19 protein-coding genes, 1 other RNA gene and 1 pseudogene are annotated in these 19,546 nt (G+C 65.5%); 10 read left to right on the top strand and 11 right to left on the bottom strand.

Annotated elements, in window-relative coordinates:
* Positions 1-34 precede the first annotated feature (34 nt).
* Positions 35-484: a ferric iron uptake transcriptional regulator gene (fur, locus tag MC381_RS02040; protein WP_251976053.1), complete on the bottom strand. Its 450-nt coding sequence runs from the start codon at positions 482-484 to the stop codon at positions 35-37.
* Positions 485-556: 72 nt separating this feature from the next.
* On the opposite strand from fur, the gene MC381_RS02035 reads away from it, so the two are divergent.
* Entirely contained in the window at positions 557-979 is a 423-nt protein-coding gene (locus tag MC381_RS02035) for an outer membrane protein assembly factor BamE (protein ID WP_251976052.1), read from the top strand.
* A 99-nt stretch (positions 980-1,078) separates the two neighbouring features.
* Here MC381_RS02035 and MC381_RS02030 read toward each other — a convergent pair whose 3' ends face one another.
* Both MC381_RS02030 and MC381_RS02025 read right to left on the bottom strand, forming a co-directional pair.
* Entirely contained in the window at positions 1,079-1,369 is a 291-nt protein-coding gene (locus tag MC381_RS02030) for an RnfH family protein (protein WP_251976051.1), read from the bottom strand.
* A 1-nt stretch (position 1,370) separates the two neighbouring features.
* Positions 1,371-1,814: a type II toxin-antitoxin system RatA family toxin gene (locus tag MC381_RS02025; RefSeq protein ID WP_251976050.1), complete on the bottom strand. Its 444-nt coding sequence runs from the start codon at positions 1,812-1,814 to the stop codon at positions 1,371-1,373.
* Positions 1,815-1,937: 123 nt separating this feature from the next.
* On the opposite strand from MC381_RS02025, the gene smpB reads away from it, so the two are divergent.
* Together smpB and ssrA are read left to right on the top strand one after the other, a co-directional pair.
* Positions 1,938-2,417, top strand: a complete 480-nt coding sequence (gene smpB, locus MC381_RS02020) for an SsrA-binding protein SmpB (protein WP_251976049.1) — start codon at positions 1,938-1,940, stop codon at positions 2,415-2,417.
* Between the two features lie 76 nt (positions 2,418-2,493).
* Positions 2,494-2,873: a transfer-messenger RNA gene (gene ssrA, locus MC381_RS02015) on the top strand.
* Between the two features lie 65 nt (positions 2,874-2,938).
* Here ssrA and MC381_RS02010 read toward each other — a convergent pair.
* From MC381_RS02010 to MC381_RS02000, 3 genes are all read right to left on the bottom strand, one after another.
* Positions 2,939-3,130, bottom strand: coding sequence for a hypothetical protein (locus tag MC381_RS02010; RefSeq protein ID WP_251976048.1), 192 nt, complete (start codon positions 3,128-3,130; stop codon positions 2,939-2,941).
* Between the two features lie 94 nt (positions 3,131-3,224).
* Complete coding sequence (locus MC381_RS02005) at positions 3,225-3,422, bottom strand: hypothetical protein (protein WP_251976047.1); 198 nt, start codon at positions 3,420-3,422, stop codon at positions 3,225-3,227.
* A 133-nt stretch (positions 3,423-3,555) separates the two neighbouring features.
* Entirely contained in the window at positions 3,556-5,298 is a 1,743-nt protein-coding gene (locus tag MC381_RS02000) for an alginate O-acetyltransferase AlgX-related protein (RefSeq protein WP_251976046.1), read from the bottom strand.
* 379 nt (positions 5,299-5,677) lie between these two features.
* On the opposite strand from MC381_RS02000, the gene MC381_RS01995 reads away from it, so the two are divergent.
* Positions 5,678-8,140, top strand: coding sequence for a mechanosensitive ion channel domain-containing protein (locus tag MC381_RS01995; RefSeq protein WP_251976045.1), 2,463 nt, complete (start codon positions 5,678-5,680; stop codon positions 8,138-8,140).
* A 135-nt stretch (positions 8,141-8,275) separates the two neighbouring features.
* Here MC381_RS01995 and MC381_RS01990 read toward each other — a convergent pair whose 3' ends face one another.
* From MC381_RS01990 to hemC, 5 genes are all read right to left on the bottom strand, one after another.
* Entirely contained in the window at positions 8,276-9,193 is a 918-nt protein-coding gene (locus MC381_RS01990) for an ROK family protein (protein ID WP_251976044.1), read from the bottom strand.
* 111 nt (positions 9,194-9,304) lie between these two features.
* Positions 9,305-10,528 (bottom strand): heme biosynthesis HemY N-terminal domain-containing protein, encoded by a 1,224-nt coding sequence (locus MC381_RS01985; RefSeq protein ID WP_251976043.1) that lies wholly within the window; start codon positions 10,526-10,528, stop codon positions 9,305-9,307.
* Positions 10,525-12,015 carry a uroporphyrinogen-III C-methyltransferase gene (locus MC381_RS01980; protein ID WP_251976042.1) on the bottom strand — a complete coding sequence of 497 codons (1,491 nt, stop codon included), beginning with the start codon at positions 12,013-12,015 and terminating at the stop codon, positions 10,525-10,527. Before MC381_RS01980 ends, MC381_RS01985 begins: the two co-directional genes overlap by 4 nt.
* A gap of 12 nt (positions 12,016-12,027) precedes the next feature.
* The gene (locus MC381_RS01975; protein ID WP_251976041.1) at positions 12,028-12,810 is read right to left on the bottom strand and encodes a uroporphyrinogen-III synthase; all 783 of its coding nucleotides are present in this window, start codon (positions 12,808-12,810) and stop codon (positions 12,028-12,030) included.
* Complete coding sequence (gene hemC / locus MC381_RS01970; protein ID WP_374708149.1) at positions 12,810-13,823, bottom strand: hydroxymethylbilane synthase; 1,014 nt, start codon at positions 13,821-13,823, stop codon at positions 12,810-12,812. The genes MC381_RS01975 and hemC overlap by 1 nt, the downstream gene beginning before the upstream one ends.
* Before the next feature lie 184 nt (positions 13,824-14,007).
* Here hemC and argH point away from each other — a divergent pair, with 184 nt between their 5' ends.
* From argH to MC381_RS01940, 6 genes and pseudogenes are all read left to right on the top strand, one after another.
* Complete coding sequence (gene argH / locus MC381_RS01965; RefSeq protein WP_251976040.1) at positions 14,008-15,435, top strand: argininosuccinate lyase; 1,428 nt, start codon at positions 14,008-14,010, stop codon at positions 15,433-15,435.
* Positions 15,425-15,535: pseudogene (gene lptM, locus MC381_RS18330) on the top strand (LPS translocon maturation chaperone LptM); the annotation flags it as partial. The gene argH and the pseudogene lptM, both read left to right, overlap by 11 nt.
* Positions 15,536-15,741: 206 nt before the next feature.
* On the top strand, positions 15,742-16,968 hold the full coding sequence (gene lysA, locus MC381_RS01955; RefSeq protein ID WP_251976360.1) for a diaminopimelate decarboxylase: 1,227 nt from the start codon (positions 15,742-15,744) through the stop codon (positions 16,966-16,968).
* Entirely contained in the window at positions 16,968-17,801 is an 834-nt protein-coding gene (gene dapF / locus MC381_RS01950; protein WP_251976038.1) for a diaminopimelate epimerase, read from the top strand. The genes lysA and dapF overlap by 1 nt, the downstream gene beginning before the upstream one ends.
* A 119-nt stretch (positions 17,802-17,920) precedes the next feature.
* Positions 17,921-18,661, top strand: coding sequence for a DUF484 family protein (locus MC381_RS01945; protein WP_251976037.1), 741 nt, complete (start codon positions 17,921-17,923; stop codon positions 18,659-18,661).
* Positions 18,645-19,544: a tyrosine recombinase XerC gene (locus MC381_RS01940; RefSeq protein WP_251976036.1), complete on the top strand. Its 900-nt coding sequence runs from the start codon at positions 18,645-18,647 to the stop codon at positions 19,542-19,544. The genes MC381_RS01945 and MC381_RS01940 overlap by 17 nt, the downstream gene beginning before the upstream one ends.
* Positions 19,545-19,546: the final 2 nt, after the last annotated feature.

Genomic DNA, 19,546 nt, shown 5'->3' with positions numbered 1-19,546 from the left:
AAGCGATATCGAGCCAGGAGTCAACCACACGAGACTACTTCTTGACCCCATCTTGGCGAGTCGCCTTGGAGCCGCGAGGGCGCACGTAAAGCACTAACGCGTGCTCAACCAGCTCGTAGCCGTGCTCCTCGACGATCTCGCGCTGACGCCGTTCGATCTCTTCATCGTAGAACTCGACGATCTCGCCGGATTCCAGGTCGACCATGTGATCGTGATGCTCTTCTTGGGTCATCTCGAACACGGCGTGGCCGCCGTCGAAGTTGTGGCGCACTACGAGGCCCGCCGCCTCGAACTGAGTCAGAACGCGGTAGACCGTGGCCAACCCGACATCCTCTCCAGACTCCAGCAGCGCCTTGTAGACGTCCTCGGCACTCATGTGGAGCTCTTCTTCCATGCGAGTCGCTTCGAGGATCTGCAGAATCTTGACACGCGGCAGAGTGACCTTCAGCCCCGCCTTGCGCAATTCTTGATTTTCGTCGGCCATGGTCGCTCTTCGCAGTAGCGTCTCGTGTCGGGTATGATCAATCCACGCAACGATAGTGAAAGACGGACTCAAATGCAAAACCTGATCAAAACGGTCGTATTTCTTCTCGCAGCGTCTCTCGTTGCGGGTTGCAGCTACTTCGGCGTCTACAAAAGAGACATCCCTCAGGGCAACCTGATCACCCAGGAAATGGTGTCCCAACTGCACCCCGGCATGAGCCGAGAGCAGGTCGCCTATATCATGGGCACACCGCTGATGGAGGCCCCCTTCTCGTCGGATCAGTGGGACTATGTCTTCTATCTGGACGAAGCCTACGGGGACACCGTCGAGAAACGCCTGACGCTGACCTTCGATAACGACCAGCTGGTCGACATCGACAAGTCCGGCGACATGGAATCCAACATCGAGCTTAACCAGGACGGTGGCCCCGGCCCCGCTGTGGAAGGCGCCGGCGAAGGCACCGCAGTGCCGCAGGTGGGGCCGAGCGGCGTCTAAATCGCCGGTCGAAAGACACGTGCCTCTCTAGAGAGCCAGGCTGGCCGTCTTGACGGACGTCCAGCCTGGCTCGACAGAAGGCGCGGCGAGCGGTCTGCGCTATGACGCGCCGGCCGCCCGCTCGCGTCTTGCCTGCTTGGGGTCGATCTCGAGCGGACGATAGACTTCGACCCGCTCGCCGCTCAACAGCTCGCGTCGCTCCGGCTCGCGCAGCCGCTCGCCGAAGATGCCGAGCGGCGCTTGGCGAAAGAAGGCCTCGTCATAGCCCTCAATGCGCGATGCCAGATCGGCGCGCATAACGGCCGTGCGTGCATCCAGGCCTGGCGTCAGCGGCAACGCCACGAGTAGCTGGCATTGCGGCGTGGCGAAAGCGACCTCGATGGTAGCCATCTCAGGCACCCTGCCGGCCATAGATCTGGTCCGCACGCCGGGTGAACGCGTCGACCAGCTGCCCTGCTACCTGCTGGAACAGGCGCCCGAACGCCATGCCCAGCAGGCGGTTGCTGAACTCGAACTCCATCTCGAGCTCGATCTTGCAGGCGCCTTCGCCCATCTGACGGAAATGCCAGCGCCCACTCAGACGACGAAACGGCCCGTCCACCAGCGATAGATCGATACGCTCCGGGCGCTCCAGATCGTTGCGCGTGGTCACGCTCTGCTCCACGCCGCCCTTGGCCAGCGTCATACGCCCCACTAGATAATCGTCGCCGCGCTCTACCACGCTGGCACGGCGGCAGCCCGGCAGAAACTCCGGGTAACGTTCGAAGTCGTTGACCAGCTCGAACATCTGTTCCGGCGTGTGCCGGACAAAGGCGGAGCGGTTCACGTTTGGCATGGGGTTCTCCACTGATTTATCGCCCCGACATGCGTATCATGGGGCTATTTCCCGAATGCTTGAATGGTATCACGCTCGCCCACATATCGAAGGGCGGACCGGATATCACCGCGAAGAGGTGTCATGGGTAAGAAGAAAGGCAATGCGCCCGGCGACAGCACGATCGCCCAGAACAAGAAGGCTCGCTTCGAGTATCACATCGACGAAACCTTCGAAGCCGGCCTGTCGCTGGCCGGATGGGAGGTCAAGAGCCTGCGCGCCGGCAAGGCCCAGCTCACCGACACCTATATTCTCGTCAAGAACGGCGAGGCCTGGTTGCTCGGTAGCCATATCATGCCGTTGAACACGGCCAGCACCCATGTGGTGGCCGACCCCACACGGACGCGCAAGTTGCTGCTGCATCGCAAGGAGATCGCGCGCATCTTCTCCCGCACGCAGGAGAAGGGGCACACCTGCGTGCCGCTGCGTCTCTACTGGAAGAAGAACCTGATCAAGTGTGAGCTGGCACTGGTTCGCGGCAAACAGCTTCACGACAAACGCGCCACGCAGAAGGAGCGCGACTGGAACCGCGAGAAGGCACGCGTGATGCGTGATCACGCCTGAGTGATATCCAAGGGATTGATCTGCCACTTGATATGGCGCCGGATCATCCCCACCTGCTAGAATGAAGACGTTCCACGGGGGCGACATGGCTTCGACGCCGGTGGCAATCCCTGAGGTGCATGCCGAGAGCGTAACGTATCTCGTAAATCCAACGTTACGATTAAATAGTCGCAAACGACGAAAACTACGCTCAGGGCGCACTGGCAGCGTAACAACTGCTAGCTGTTAGCCTGGCCTCGAAGCGATGTGCCCATTCATCGTGGAGAGGAGAAGAGCTCAGATTGATGGGACCGCGTACGTCAGCGCTCTCCTGACGTGCGTTAAACTTTAGAGAGATCGCAAGGTGTCATCCTGCCCGTCGGAGGGCACCGAGCTAAATCAAAAGACGGAACTAAGCATGTAGAGCCGATGGGTGAGTGCCGGCGGACGGGGGTTCAATTCCCCCCGCCTCCACCAAACACCAGAAAGCCCCCGATGATTCGCTCATCGGGGGCTTTTTCGTTGGCGGCGTCGCGTTCGACTTAGAGGCTGGCGCGCACCGGGCCAGCGGCACGGGGTGCCGCGGCCATGGTCCGCTCCAGATCGTCGCTCTTGCATTTGAAGGCAGCGCAGTCGGCGCAACGAATGTCCTCATTGGTGTCCGCCGGCGAGGGCAACATGAACTGCTCCCCGCCGCAGACGTTACAACGCAGCGCCAGTGTGACTTTCAGCATGGCAAGATTCTTCCCTGGTAGTGTCGCCGCGTCGCGCGGCGTTATTCGTAGATTCTGGCCGGCAAGGCCTCGCGCTGGCCGATATCGTCCGGCGTCAGGCGGCGATACCCATCTGGCGTGCGCGTAGGCAGGATTCAATCAGTAGTGAGGGAGCAACGCGCTCGGACAGCGCCTGGCGCGTCTCGAGAAATTCACCGCAAGTCTCGCAGTGAATGTCATCCCAGGCGACACCGAGATCGGCAGAGACGGCGTGGTGGTCGCCACAGCGCGGGCATTCGAGACGATGATGCATGAGAGTCCCTCCTTGGCTTCTTCATGAGGTGCCGGCAAGCCGGTATCGTCGAGCCCACACCTTGGCAGAATCGCTGGCGATGTACAAACCCCGTACAACGCACTATCACGACGCGCCCGGGCCTTACTCTCCCTCAGCGCAGCGCCTGGGCCATGAAAGTGTCGTATGGCGCGCAAGGCCCTTGATGCTGAATTCTCTCCCGCAATTTCGCGCGCTGTGCCTCCGATAGACGATGTCGCTGAATATCCGTTGTCATCTCCGACAGCGTCTCGCGCACGCTGCCGGGCGAAGGCAGGTAGCGCTCGTTGGTCTGAATGATGACATGATCCGCCTGCTCCCGATCGACCACTTCGTGAATGTAGCTCCCCGGGAGGTTGATCACGACGACACGTCGGAAGATCGCCGCGAACAGATTGGCAAAGCCCCCGGCGCCCGACGAGGAACCGCCGAAGATCACTAGGGTGCGCGCATGACGCGGTCGCGCGTTCTCGAAGATGGTGATATTGCCGGTGCCGGGGATCGCATTGGTGAAAAGGCAGCGCGTCTGACTGCCACCTTGATAGGTTGCCACGGTCATGCGGGTGCGAGCCGGCGGGTCGAGCTTGGAACCAAGATCGCCGACCACCTCCTGCTCGTGAAAGGCGAATAGGCTTTCGAAATGGTCTTGATAGCCGAACCGCCGCATACAGGACTGGAATGCCAGAAAGGCGCCCAGGCCGCTCCAGTGCGTATCCGTGGCGTAGTAGCTGGCCGGCGCAGCCTGCATCGCCTTGATCGGGTTGCAGTAGGCTGCCCCGGCAGCTTGCAGGATCGCCTCTACCTGCTCGGTCGGCGTGACGGCGGCCTGTTGATGCGGATAACGCTCGGGCCGCACCTTTTCCTTCGAGTTGGCAATCAGGAAGAGCACCGAACGACGACGCTGCAGCGCCGACAGCGCCGTCGCAAACGTTCTCCACTGCTGGCGCTGCTCTGCCTCGAGCCGCTTCCTGCCGGTGAACTGGTCGACGCTGGCATTAGAGTCATTGGCCAGAAACAGCCAGCCGTCCTTACCCTGGATCACCTCCATGACCGGACTCAAGCTCAGCTTCACGCACCAGTGTGCCTCGCCCGCCTGGGATACGCCGAGCTCCACTGGTCGAGTCAGATCGAGCGTCAGTACGACCTGGGCCGCGTCTTCCACACTCGGGTGCAGCGGTCGCGTTTCGACCTCGTCTCCGGTACGGATCAGCAGCAGCGCCGCCTCTGTCGCACTGCTATCGAGCGCAACTTGAATCTGGCACTGGCGAAAGGCCGACAGCGTAGCGATTCGACGCTGCGCCTCCGCTGGCGTCCAGCTCAGTAGGGAGGGTGCCGCCAGCGCCTGATCGGCGATCTGGTACTTGCGCGCCTTGCGGCTGGCGATGACGTCGCGCAGGTCACGCGCCGTCGCGTTGTCAGATTGGCGTTCGAGCGCGGCATCCACCGCTCGCAGGGCGGCATCGAAATCACTAGCCGCCAGGCAAGCACGCGCGTGACGCAGGTGAACGGCCGACGGGAATTCGCGGAAGCTCGTCTCGATCCGCTGCCAGCGCTCGATCGCCGCTGTCCAATCCTGGCGGGCCATGGCGAACTCCGCGTCGGCGACGCGAAACTCCAGCTTGTCGGGATACTTCTGCAAGGCCTGTGCCAGCACTGCCCGACGCTCATCGCTACGCCCCAGCCCCGCGTAGGCCCGGATCAACAGCAACAGGATCTCGGCACTGTCGGCACCGGCACGATACGATGGCTCCAGTTGCGCCAGGACAGTCTCGAACTCGCCACGCGCCAGCGCCGCGGCTGCCGCATCGGTGGAGCCGGTAGCGGCTGGGCCGCGCTCGGTCAGGGTAGGGTTCTGCATGGCGGTCTCACCTTGTGATGTGGGCTCGGCCAGGCGACGCCATGACGCTTGCGGGGCCCGACGATCATCGTTGGACGGCTTTGCCGACCGTTCGACTATAGCGAGCCCTTGCATCGCCCAACATCAGCCGTCACGGGTGAACTTTTTCAGGAGGTGGGGGCGAAAATTCTCATTGCCGCACCGCCCGGCTACCTCGCCATGCGACGGAGCCAGGCCCGCCATGGCAATCCCGACCGGATTGGCTAGCCTTCTCTTAGAGGGTTTCGCTGCCGTCGGAAATTGGCCCAGATCAAGAAAATGATACCCTAAGGATGTTTCGGTTCGCCGCGCGTCGCCGACTCGCCGCGCGATTTCGCCCATAAGACAAGGAGGTTGGAGCTTGACAGTCCTTCGCCCCGATCGCTGGCTAAGCCGCTGGCTACTGCTGATATTATTGATTTTTGCCGCACCGGCATTCGCTCAGGAGAGCACGACCGGCGGCGAGGCCTCTCAAGAGGGGCCAGCCTACTCGACCATGGCGGACCTGCTCGAGAACGAGCAATCCCGTCAGGCACTGATCGATCAGCTCAGACAGCTCGCCACCGAGCAACCGTCGGCGGAGAGCGGCGAGACACCGGCATCCGATTCGAGTGAAGGCTCGGGTTCGGCCGAAACAGCAGAGAACGCGGCAGACACGCCGGCATCCGACACGGAGAGTGGCAGCGCCGCGGCGGACGAGACAGAGACCGCCACGGCCGCGTCCTTCCCACGCCGCATGGCCGAGGTTACCAGCAGCTTCGCCAGTGATATCGGCGGCCAGTTCACCGCGCTGGCCGGCATGGTTGGTGGCTTCTTCAGCAGCGGCGACGCAGTAGCCAGCAGCGGACCGGCCTTCAGCATGAGCGACTTCCTGAGTGCCGCGCTGGACCTGATCATGGTGATCGGCGCCACCATCGTGGCCTTCCTGGTGCTACGCGTCATCGCCCGGCCACTGTTCTCCCGCTTCAGCCAGTGGTCGCTCAAGGGCGAAGGCGGCGGCCACCTGCTGCGCGTCATCGTCGGTGTCATCCTGGCCGCCGTCGTCGATGTCGCGGTAGTGATCCTGGCCTACGTGGCCGGCAATCTCGTGGCTACCTTCCTGGTCGGCGAGAGCGGCAGCCTCAATACCCGTCTGTCGCTGTTCCTCAACGCCTTCCTGATGATCGAGCTGTTCAAGTGCGCCCTGCGTGTGCTGTTCGCCTCGAGCCATGAAGGACTGCGCCTGGTGCCGATCGAGGCCGGCCAGGCCCGCTACTGCAATCGCTTCCTGGCGACGCTGGCAGGCTTCATCGGCTACGGCATGCTGGTGGCGGTACCGATTCTCAACGTCACGCTCTCACCGACGCTGGGCAAGACCGTCGGCGTTCTGATCATGCTGCTGGCGCTGATCTATGCCGTCTGCGTGATTCTCAAGAAGCGCGAGCCGGTGCGCGACATGATCCAGCGGAAGGCCGAAACGACGACCATGTCCGCCTCGCGCATGGCGCTCAACCTGCTGGCACGGGTCTGGCACATCATCGCCCTGCTCTACGCCCTCATGGTCTTTGGCGTGACCTTGCTGCACCCCGAGACCGCCCTGCCCTTCGTGCTGCTGGCGACGCTCGAAACCGTAATCTATATCGGCATCGGCATGCTGGTTTCCGGCTTGCTGACACAGTTGATCGACCGCCGCATCACGCTGAGCGACGAGCTGCGCCAGCGGCTGCCGATGCTGGAGACGCGGCTCAACTCCTACGTGCCGACGCTGCTCAAGGTGCTGCGAGCCATCATTCTGATCGCCGTGGTCATGTACACCCTGGATGCCTGGGGCACGTTCGACCTTGCCGCCTGGTACGCCAGCGAGGCTGGTGCACGCACCGTCGCCACCGTGATCCAGGTCATCCTCATCCTGATCGTGGCCGGCGCCGTCTGGATCGGGCTGGCCAGCCTGATCGAGAATTACCTCAACCCGGAAACCGGCGGCGGCGCCCCCACCGCACGCGCGCAGACGCTGATGAGCCTATTCCGCAACGCGCTGGCCATCACCCTGATCATCATGACCGTGATGATCGTGCTGTCGCAGATCGGCATCAACATCGGCCCGCTGATCGCCGGTGCCGGCGTGCTCGGTCTGGCCATCGGCTTCGGCGCGCAGAAGCTGGTGCAAGATGTCATCACCGGCGTCTTCATCCAGCTCGAGAACGCCATGAACACCGGTGATGTGGTCACCGCCGGCGGCATCACCGGCACGGCCGAACGCGTCAGCATCCGCTCGGTCGCCATCCGCGATCTCTCCGGCACCTACCACATCGTGCCGTTCTCTTCAGTGGATACCGTCTCCAACTTCATGCGCGAGTACGGCAACCACGTCGGCGAGTACGGCATCGCCTATCGCGAGAGCATCGACTACGCGATCGAACAGCTGCAGGCCGCCTTCGAGGAGCTCAAGGAGAGCGAGGAGCACGGCCACAAACTGCTGGCGCCGCTGACCGTGGCCGGCGTCACCGCGCTGGCGGACAGCTCGGTCAATATCCGCGTCGTGATCAAGACCACGCCGGGTGACCAGTGGGGCGTCGGCCGCGCCTACAACCGGCTGGTCAAGCTCTACTTCGACAAGGCCGGCATCGAGATTCCGTTCCCGCACACCACGCTCTACTTCGGCGAGGACCGGGACGGCAGCGCACCGCCCGCTCACGTTCGCGTGCTGCGTGACGAGCGCCGCGACATTGCCGGCGAAGCCCAAGAAAAACTCGGCGAGGGCGAGCCCGACACGCGCCCTGCCGACGACACGCATCGTAAGCCGACGCATGACGACGTCGACGACGATGCCGGTGACGAGCGCTGATCACACGCGACGATAGCGACAAGGCCGCCCTCGGGCGGCCTTTTTTGTGGACTGCCCTTTCTTGTGGACCGATGCAGCCGCTCGACGTCCTCGCGACACAGGCTGTAGGTGCGCCGGTACGACCACCGCCCACGGTTAGGTCAGCATTCGAGCTCGAGCCCCCAGCATGGCCGCCCCCCGCACGCCGCTGGCATCGCCGAAGCGCGAGCGCACGATCGCCGGCGTCGGCACCCCCGCGAACAGATGCTCGGCCAGCGCCGCCGGCAGTGCTTCGACCAGCCCCGGTACCAGCGAGACCCCGCCTCCGACCACGATCACCTCCGGCGCCAACAGCTTGACCACGTTGGCCAGCGCCCCGCCGAGCAGTTCGAGATGGCAGTCATGCGCCCGGCGTGCAGCGTCTTCACCGGCCTGTAGCGCCTGCTGCCAAGCCAGCGTGGACTCGCTCTCCCCACCGAAGTGGTGGTGAAGACGCACCAGCCCGGGGCCGGCGATATAGCTTTCGAGACAGTCCGGCAACCCGCAACCGCAGGCGACCCGCGGCAAGTCATGACGCTCGCGGGCGAGCGCCGGCAACGGCAGATGCCCCCATTCCCCCGCCAGGCCGCCCGCGCCGCGCAGCAGTTGGCCTTCGATGACCGCGCCACCGCCGGCGCCGGTGCCAAGAATGGCCCCAAAGGCATGGCTCGCGGCGGCGGCGGCTCCGCCCGGGCCTACCTCGGACACAATGAAGCAGCGGCTGTCGTTCTCCAACACCGGTTGGCGCTCGAGCCGTGTCGTGAGCGCCGCGCCCAGAGGCAGGTCGCGCAGGCCAGGCAGGTTGGCCGCGATCAGGCAACCGCGACGGTCCAGCACGCCCGGCACACCGATGCCTAGCGTGCCGCGCACGCCCGCGCGCCGGTCGGCCTCCTGGACCAGCGTCTGAAGCAGCCCCAGCAGGGCGTCGCCATCGGCGGCCGGCGTTGGCTCACGCCAGCGTGACTGTACCTGCCAGTTCTGGTCGTAGACGGCGATTTCGGTCTTGGTCCCGCCGATATCGATCCCGTAATGCATAGGCTTCCTCGCCATCGAGCGGCAGGCGACGCGTCATCACCTGCCGGCCAGCCGTAAAAAAGGGCGCCCGCAGGCGCCCAGGAGAGCAATGGGTCGAGACCGCTGAAACGATCAGCGTGTCATGTCACTGGGCTGCGGCAGTGCCGGCAGCGACTTGTCGAGCAGGGTCACGCTCTGGCGATAGTAGAGCTGACTCTTGCTGTGATCGCCGAGGTTGGCATAGAGCCGCGCCAGCTCGGCACAGACCACGCCGCTGGGTCGCTGCCGCTGGCTGGCTTCGAAATACTCCTGCGCCTTGCCCCAATAGGCGTTGCGCAGAGACAGTCGGCCCAGCGTCAACAGCAGGTCGGGGTCGTTGGGACGCTCCTGCAGCCACTTTTCCGCGTAGACCAGCTGGCGTGCGGCGTCGACATTGAGCAACCCGTAGCGCAGTACCAGGCGCGTGTCCCAGTGCTCCTTCAGGGCATTGCGCAGCAGTCGCTCGGCATCGCCCTCTTCGCCGCCTTGGATCAGCGCTTCGGCGTAGAGACCGACCAGCTCCACGTCGCCGCGCAGGGCATCGGGCATGTCCGCCCACAGAGAACGCACCCGCTGCAGGTTGTCGGGCTGCTGCGCGGCCTGGATCAGCAGCTCGCGGTAGGCTCGCTGCTCGAGTTCCAGACGCTCGTCGTCAGTGATCAGACGGTGCTTGTCCAGTCGTGGCAGCAGCCGGCGCATACCGTCCCAGTCGTTGACGCTGAGATAGGCCTGCTTGAGCAGCTTGAGCACCTGGGGATGCTCCGGCAGCTGCTGCTCGAGCCGCGTCAATGTGGCCAACGCTTCCTCGAACTGCTGGCGGTCGAGCATCAGCTGGGCCTGCACCAGGCCGACCGCCGTATGCGCGCCCTCGGTACTGTGATGAGCTTGCTTGAGCAGCACGTCGGCCTGCTCGTAGCGCCCCTGATAGTGAGCGGCGAGCGCGGCCGAGAGATAGTTGACCAGCGGCGTGCCGGAGTCGTCGGCGGCCTTGGTCAGCGCCTTCTCCGCACGCTTCCAGCGCCCTTCTGCCAGCGCGACCAGCCCGCGAACGGTGCGCTTCATCGCCGTGCGATGGCGAGAGCGGCTGTTCCAGACCTTGAGCCGGCTGACCGGGCGTCGCAGACGCATCAGCGCTCGCAGCGCGAAGTGCAGAACCAGAAACACGGCCAGCAGCAGCACGCAGCCAAACCAGAAAGAGGTCTGGACCGAGGTGTCGCCGACCCGGATGAACCAGTAGCCCGGCAGCGACTGCATCAACTGCCCGAACAGCGCGCCGACCGCCAGACCGAAGACGATCAGCAGGATCAGCTTTCTCATTCGCCCTCTCCCTGTGCCGATCCGTTCTGCGCGCCAGAGCCGTTGCTACCGCCGTTGCCGAAGCGCTGCTCGATAAAGCGCTTGAGCCGCTGCGAGGACTCGCTGATATCCGGCAACGAGGGGCGAACGTTGGTCTCGCGCAGCGATTCAAGCCGGCTCAGCGAACGCTGGACGCCCTCGTTGTCGGCCGCGTAATACCCCTCGACCAGCTCACGCGCCTTGTCGAGACTGGCCTGATAAAGCTCGGGCTCCGACTTCAGCAGCGCCAGCTGCGCCTGTTCCAGCAGCAGGCGCACGTTCTGGCGCAGATAGGACTCCTGCTCCGGCGTGATCAACGCTTCCAACGGCTGATCATGACGACGCACGGTCACCAGATCCTTGAGCTCGCGGCCCAGCGTCGCCAGCTGATCGCGCCAGCCTCCGCTCGGTCGGGTCTCGCCTTCACCGGCTGCGATCTCGTCGACCTCCTGCTTGAGCGGCAGTCGCGCCAATTGCTCCTGCTGCGCCATGAGCGCCAGATAGAGTCCGGTACGATCGATCTCCGGCACCGAGTCGAGCGCCGCGAGTTCTGACTGGATCGCCCGGCGCACCGGCACCAACGCCGGGTTGTCGGCTTCACGCAGGCGCGAGTCGGCCGCATTGAGCAGCGCCTTGGCGCCCTTGACGTCTCGCTCGAGCTGCAGACGCTGGTTAGCCAGACGCAGCAGATACTCGGCTTCCGCATGCAGCCACTCGCGCGGGTCCGCCTGCTGCTCCTGGGCCAGCTCATCGAGTACCTTGTCGAGCGTACTGTCGAGATTTTCGCGATATTGGTCGAACTCGCCGCGCATCATGTTGAGGGTATGCTGGCGATTCGAGTCGAGATCGGAGAGACGCGATTCCAGCTCGTCGAGCGCGCTACGGTTATCGTCGACCTGGCTCAGCCGAGCCTGCTGCTGCTGCAGCATCTGCCAGCCGCGGTAACCGGCAGCGGCAGCGGCCAGCGCCAGCAGAATCACCAGGATCAGGGCGATCAGCCCCAGCTTGCCGCCCTTGCCGCGGCCACTACCGGTCGGCTTGCTGCCCGACGGCGGCGTGCCTCCCGTCCCCGGTTTGGCGCCGCTGTTCGAGGTGCCTGCCGACGTCGCGGCCTTGGCTTGGCCGGGCGTTTTCGTGCTCGGCTTCGACGCGCTGGAGGTCGTCTCGGACTTGGCCGTTCCGGACTTGGCCGACGCCGGCTTCGTCGTCTCAGGCTTTTTCGTGTCGGTCGGTGTCGACGCGGACCGATCGCCATGCGACGAGGCGGCAGGCGTCGTTGCCTCCGCCTGCTTGGCGGGCTCGCCGGCCTTGTCAGGGGTGACATCGGGCTTGCTGGGATTTGTCTCCTGTCGCGGCTCGGGCTGAGCCGGATCGACATCCTGCCGGGTACCACTGGCGTCGCTTGCCCCAGCGGTCTTTCCCGAAGCGGTGTCCGACGGCGACTGCTGATCTCTGCGTTGCTTGCTCATCTACGCTTGCCTTTATTCGTGATCACCCTGATCGAAGGTGGCGCTCCGCGCCCCGAGAACGGCATCCACCGCCTGGCACAGCGCCGCGGGCGACGCGCCCGGCGCCACGTATCGCGTGCCGAACCCCAGCGTTTTCGCCAGTGTAGCCAACCGCGGGCTCGAAACGATTAGCGGTTGGTTCAACGCCACCGGGCCACACCCCGTGACCAGATGTTGCAATATTTCCCCGCTGCTCACCACCAGCGCCGCAAAATCCCCCTGCGCCAGCCAGCTGGCCGCCGGCTCCCCCGGCGCCGAAAAGCCGCGGCGGTAGAGCGGCAGCGTCACGACCTCGGCACCGCGCTCGCGCAGCCCCTCCGGTAGCGCGTCGCGCCCGCGCTCCCCCCGCGCCAGCAATAAACGCTTGCCGGCGACCCGGTGTAGCGAGGCAGCCTGCAATAGCCCCTCACCGTGCTCTCCGGCACCGGCCGGCGGCAGCACCGAGGGAACGCCCAGCTTGGCATGCAGCGTCCGTGCCGTGGCCTCCCCGACCGCATAGAAACGCAGTCCCTGCGGCAGCTGCGGCCAGTATGACGTAATGGCCTCGGCAAGACACGTCGCCGCCTGCGGGCTGACCACCACGACCCCGTCGTAGAGATCGAGATCGAGCAGCGCCTGACGGGCGCCCGCCACCAGGGTGAGCGGTTCGAACTGCAGCACGTCGAGCAATACCGCATCATGCCCGCGAGCGGCGAGCGCGCTGGCCAGCACTTCGCCCCGCCCCCCCGGCCGGGTCAACAGCACGCGGCCGGCCATCACGCGTCGCCGTAGACCTCGGCGAGAATCTCGCCGGCGCCCTGCTCGAGCAGGGATTCGGCCACGCGGATGCCGAGCGACTCAGGCTCCATCGCGGATCCTCGATCTTCGGCACGCAGCACACGCGAACCGTCGGGATGTCCAACCAGGCCGCGCATCCACAGGGTGTCGCCGCCATTCTCGAGCACCGCATAGCCGCCGATCGGCACCTGGCAGCCACCGTCGAGGCGCGTGTTCATGGCGCGCTCGGCGCGCACGCGGGTCGCTGTCGGCCCATGATCCAGCGGCGCCAGCAGCGCGACCAGATCGGCGTCGTCGTGACGACACTCGATCCCCAACGCGCCTTGGCCACAGGCAGGCAGGCTCTCCTCCGGCGTCAGTTCGGCGGTGATGCGCTCGGCCAGCTCGAGGCGCTGCAGGCCGGTGGTAGCCAGAATGATCGCCTCGAAATCGCCGGCGTCGAGCTTGCCCAAGCGCGTCTGCACGTTGCCGCGTAACGGCAGCACCTCAAGATCCGGGCGCCGGGCACTGATCTGCAGCCCGCGGCGCAGGCTCGACGTCCCGACCCGTGAACCTTCCGGCAGCGCATCGACGCCGGCATAGTGGTTGGACACGAAGGCATCGGTAGGCGCACCGCTCTCCAGAATCACCGACAGGCCGAGACCGTCCGGAAACTGCATCGGCACGTCCTTCATCGAGTGCACAGCCAGATCGGCGCGGCCGTCGAGCATCGCTTCTTCCAGCTCCTTGACGAACAGCGCCTTGCCGCCGATCTTGGCCAGCGGCGTATCGAGGATCTTGTCGCCGCGGGTGGACAGCGGCACCAGTTCGACGCTCAGGTGAGGGTGGTGACGCTCCAGCAGCGCCTTGACATGTTCGGCCTGCCAGAGCGCCAGCGCGCTCTTGCGGGTTGCGATTCTCAATCGATTAGCGTCGAGCACGCCGGTCTCCAGGTCGAGGGGCAGAACGGTCGGCGCCGACAGCGCATCGACCATCGCCGAATGAATGTTCATGAACGCGAACTCTGCCAGGCATGATAAAGCAGTCTCCGGACAAGGAAAAACGCCGCCCGCCCGGCCCGCCGGCCAAGTCGCCGCCCTACGGGCGTGCCGACTCTGATACACTCGAGACAGCGTTTTCTTCGTTGTGCCGCACGGCAAACCTATCTTCGCAACCCTAGGCAGAGTTCGATTCTCGATGACGCAGGCAACCAACCAATCCTGGGGCGGACGTTTCAGCGAGCCCACCGACGCATTCGTCGCCGCCTTCACCGCTTCGATTCCGTTCGACAAGCGCCTCTATCACCATGACATCCGCGGCTCGATCGCCCACGCGACGATGCTGGCGCGCGTCGGCGTGCTCACCGACGACGAACGCGACCGCATCATCGAGGGACTCGGCGAGATCGAGGCGGAGATCGAACGCGGCGAGATCGAATGGTCGATCGCGCTGGAAGATATCCACATGAATATCGAGGCGCGGCTGACCGACAAGATCGGCATCACCGGCAAGAAGCTGCATACCGGCCGCTCGCGCAACGACCAGATCGCCACCGATATCCGCCTCTACCTGCGCGACGAGATCGATGCCGTGGCCGCCGAGCTGGCTCGGCTGCGCAGCGGATTGATCGAACTCGCCGAGCGCGAGGCCGACACCATCATGCCGGGGTTCACCCACCTGCAGACGGCGCAGCCGGTCACCTTCGGCCACCATCTGCTGGCGTGGCAGGAGATGCTGACGCGCGATCATGAGCGCCTTCTCGACTGCCGCAAGCGCGTCAACGTGCTGCCGCTGGGCGCCGCCGCGCTCGCCGGCACCACCTATCCGATCGACCGCCACGTCACCGCCGAGTTGCTCGGCTTCGAGCGTCCAGCGGAAAATTCGCTGGATGCGGTCAGCGACCGGGATTTCGCGATCGAATTCACGGCCTTTGCCAGCATCCTGCTGATGCACCTTTCGCGCATGAGCGAAGAGATGGTGCTGTGGGCCAGCGCCCAGTTCGACTTCGTCGATCTGCCGGATCGCTTCTGCACCGGCTCCTCGATCATGCCGCAGAAGAAGAATCCGGATGTGCCAGAGCTCGTGCGCGGCAAGACCGGCCGTGTCTATGGCCACCTGATGAGCCTGCTGACGCTGATGAAGTCGCAGCCGCTGGCCTACAACAAGGACAACCAGGAAGACAAGGAGCCGCTGTTCGACACCCTCGACACGGTCAAGGGTTGTCTGCGCGCCTTCGCCGACATGGCGCCGGCGCTAGAGGCCAAGGCGGAAAACATGTTCGAGGCTGCGCGCAAGGGCTTCTCCACCGCCACCGATCTGGCCGACTATCTGGTCCGCGCCGGCGTCGCCTTCCGCGATGCTCACGAGATCGTCGGCAAGGCGGTCGCCTACGGCATCGAACAGAAGAAGGACCTTTCCGAGATGTCGCTCGACGAACTCCAGCGCTTCTCCGACGCCATCCACGATGACGTTTTCGAGGTGCTGACGCTGGAAGGCTCGGTCGCTGCCCGCAATCACATCGGCGGCACCGCGCCGGACCAGGTTCGCGCCGCTGCGCAGCGAGCCAGAGAGGCGCTCGCGACGCTCGCGGGCGGCCCGCAGGAGGGCACCGACCATGGCGCGTAACCCCCTGCTGCTCGGCGTTCTTGTCGGCGCGCTGCTGGCGCTCGCCGGCTGTGGCCAGAAGGGCCCCCTCTATCTGCCCGGCGATAGCGAGTCCGCGGAGACCTACGACCCGCAGAACGCCTACGAGGACGCGCCTCAATCGACGCAGGATCCACGGACCGAATCTCGCACCGAGGAGGAGCGCAACACAGCGGCGCCCGCACCTCAGGCCAGCCCCATGCCCGACGACGCGCAGCCCGCCAATCCGCAGCCTGACAGCGAGGACACCCCGTGAGGTTCGACGCCTTTTCCGTTCGCGATGGCGTCATGCACGCCGAGAACCTGCCGCTGACGGCCATTGCCGAGCAGTTCGGTACGCCCTGCTATGTCTACTCGCGTGCCGCGCTGACGCAGCAGTTCCAGGCCTACAGCGACGCCCTCGGCGATATGCCGCACCTGGTCTGCTATGCGCTCAAGACCAATTCCAACCTGGCGGTGATCGACCTGCTCGCCCGTCTCGGCGCCGGCTTCGACATTGTCTCCGTCGGTGAGCTCGAGCGCGTCATCGCCGCCGGTGGCGATCCCGCCAAGGTGGTCTTCTCCGGCGTCGCCAAGCAGGCCGACGAGATGGCCCGTGCGCTGGCGGTCGGTATCAAGTGCTTCAACGTCGAGTCGCGCTCGGAGCTGGAGCGTCTCGACCGTGTCGCCACGGCGCGCGGCCAGATCGCCAACGTCTCGATTCGCGTCAACCCGGACGTCGATGCCAAGACCCATCCCTACATCTCCACCGGGCTCAAGGCCAACAAGTTCGGCGTTGCCGCGGATGAGGTGTTCGATTTCTACGCCTGGGCCGCCGAGCGCCCCTATCTCAAGGTGGTCGGCCTCGACTGCCACATCGGTTCCCAGTTGACCGAGCTGTCGCCCTACCTGGATGCCCTCGACCGCTTGCTGCTGCTGGTCGACCGGCTCGCCGATCACGGCATCGCGATCGAGCACCTCGACCTCGGCGGCGGTCTCGGCGTCACCTACCAGGACGAACGCCCGCCGGCGGCCGGCGAGCTGGTCGCCGCGGTGCGTGAGCGCCTGGCCGGACGCCAGTTGACCCTGCTGCTGGAGCCGGGCCGTTCGATCGCCGCCAATGCCGGCGTGCTGCTGACTCGCGTCGAATACCTGAAGCCGGGCGAAACCAAGAACTTCGCCATCGTCGATGCCGGCATGAACGACCTGATCCGGCCCTCTCTCTATCAGGCGTGGCAGGGCATCGACCGGGTCGATAGCCGTGCCGAACGTCCCAGCGCGCTCTACGACGTGGTCGGCCCGATCTGCGAAAGCGGTGACTTCCTCGGCCAGGCACGCGAGCTCGCGATCGCCGAGGGCGACCTGCTGGCCGTTCGTTCCGCCGGCGCCTATGGCTTCGCCATGGCATCGAACTACAACAGTCGCGGCCGGCCGGCCGAGGTCATGGTCGACGCCGATCGTGCTCATCTGATCCGCCGTCGTGAGTCCGTCGAGTCGCTGTGGGCGCTCGAGTCTCGCCTGCCGGAGAGCGACTGATGCTGCTCAACTTCACCAAGATGCATGGCCTGGGCAACGACTTCATGGTGGTCGACCTGATCAGCCAACGTGCCCATCTGCGTGAAGAGCAGATCAAGCAGCTCGCCGATCGCCATTTCGGCATCGGCTTCGATCAGCTACTTCTGGTCGAGCCGCCCAGGCAACCGGACATGGATTTCCGCTACCGGATCTTCAACGCCGATGGCAGCGAGGTGGAAAACTGCGGCAACGGCGCGCGCTGTTTCGCCCGCTTCGTGATCGACCAGCGCCTGACCCACAAGCGCGAGTTCAGGGTCGAGACCCTGGGCGGCCCGCTGACGCTGAAGGTCGCCGACGACGGCCGGGTTCGCGTCGACATGGGCGCCCCGCGCTTCGCGCCGGCATCGATCCCGTTCGTCACCGACCAGGATCGCCCGCTGCAGCGGATCGATCTCGACGGCCAGCCGCTCGAGCTCAGCGTCGCCTCGATGGGCAATCCCCACGCCGTGCTGCAGGTCGACGACGTCGACAGCGCCCCGGTCGCCGACCTCGGCCCGCGCGTGCAGCAGCATCCGAGCTTTCCGCGTCAGGCCAATGTCGGCTTCATGCAGGTCGACTCGCCCCACGCCATCCGTCTGCGCGTCTATGAGCGCGGCAGCGGGGAAACCCTCGCCTGCGGTACCGGCGCCTGCGCCGCGGTGGCCTGCGGCATTCGCCGCGGCCTGCTAGAAAGTCCGGTCGAGGTCGAACTGCGCGGTGGCCGTCTGACGCTCGAGTGGCCGGGCGGCGATGCGCCGATGATCATGACCGGGCCGGCGACCCGGGTTTTCGAAGGGCGTATCGCCCTGACCTGACGATCCAGTGGCCGCCGATAGCGACGCGAGGCGACCGCCGAGACAGACCGACGACAAGAAAATAACGACGCGGCAATCACTCACCGCCGCCATCGCAGGGATTACAGGAGAACCACCGCATGTCACGTGCCCAGGTCCCCGAGCCGCGCCAGACGCTGGACCCCGACCGGGTCGCCGAATGGCTGGCACAGCACACCGACTTCTTCGTCGGCCGCGAGGGACTGCTGCAGCAGCTCAAGGTACCGCATCCCCACGCATCCGGCGCGGTCTCGCTGCTCGAGCGGCTCGTCCTCGACCTGCGCCGACGCGCAGAGGAGGCCGAGTGGCGTCTCGAGAACCTGCTCGAGTCAGCGCGCTACAACGAAGCCCAGTATCGGCGAACCAAGGAGCTGATCCTTGGCCTGATCGAGGCAGAGGATGTCGATAGCCTGGCCCAGGCGCTCTCGACCCAGCTCGCCGAGCGCTTTCGCACCCAGGCGATCGGCCTGTGGCTGGAGGCGCCGCCGGTCAGCCACGCCGCACCGCGCCACCCTACCGACTGGCAGCCACCGCGCTTCGTGCTGACCGAGGACGCGCGCCAACGCCTCGAACTGCTGCTCAACGAGCAGACCAGCCGCTGCACGACGCTCGATCATGACGACTGGCAGGCCCTGCTGCCGCACTGCCCGGCGCCGGAAGCTGCCGGCTCCTGCGCCATCACCCGGCTGACGCAGGGCGAATCCCTAGGCTTCCTGATTCTCGCCAGTCACGACGGCGAACATTTCCGCGCCACGCTGGATACGCTTTTCACCGAATACCTGGGCGAGGTGGTCAGCCGGCTGCTCAAGCGTGCCGGGAGCGCTCATGCACGCCGCACTTGATGCCTTCCTGGGACGCCTGGCGCAGCGCGCCAGCCCGGCGACGGTGGACGCCTACCGCCGCGATATCGCCGGGCTGCTCGACTGGCTCGAGGCGCAGGGAGTGACAGCCTGGCAGCAGCTCGATGTCGGCCTGCTGCGGCGTTACCTCGCCCACGAACGAACCCGCGGGCTGGCCCCGCGCACCCTAGCCCGGCGCCGGGCGGCGCTCTCCCGGTTCGCCGATTCACTGGTGCAGTCCGGTGAGCTCGACCACAACCCGGTCCAGCTGACCCAGGCGCCACGGCAACCACGCCATCTGCCTAGCCCGGTGGATGTCGACCTGCTCGGGCGTTTTCTGGATACCCCGCACGACGGCGAGCCACTGGATTTTCGCGACCAGGCGATGCTCGAGCTGTTTTACGGCTGCGGACTGCGCCTGGCCGAGCTGGCGGCACTCGACCTCGACAGCCTGGATACGCGCCACGTGCGTGTCGTCGGCAAAGGCGGCAAGCCGCGTCAGGTACCGCTGGGCCGGCGCGCGGCCAGCGCGATTCACGACTGGCTGGGCATTCGCGCCGCGCTGGCCGGCGATGGCGAACGGGCGCTGTTCGTGGCCCGTCACGGCGGCCGGCTCGGCCATCGTGCCATTCAGACCCGACTGGCGGAAATCGCCAGACGTCGCGGTCTGCCGGAGCATCTTCACCCGCACCGGCTACGTCACTCCTTCGCCAGTCACCTGCTCGAATCGAGCCAGGACCTGCGCGCCGTGCAGGAGCTGCTCGGTCATGCCAACCTGTCGACGACACAGATCTACACGCGACTGGACTGGCAACAGCTGGCCGAGGTCTACGATCAGGCGCACCCCCGAGCGCGGCGGCGTCCCGACACCCAGCAGGAGAGCTGACC

Source organism: Salinicola avicenniae (assembly GCF_023736115.1).
Taxonomy (GTDB): domain Bacteria; phylum Pseudomonadota; class Gammaproteobacteria; order Pseudomonadales; family Halomonadaceae; genus Salinicola; species Salinicola avicenniae.
Note: the sequence above shows the minus strand (reverse complement) of the source record. Positions and strands in the feature narration are given on the sequence as shown.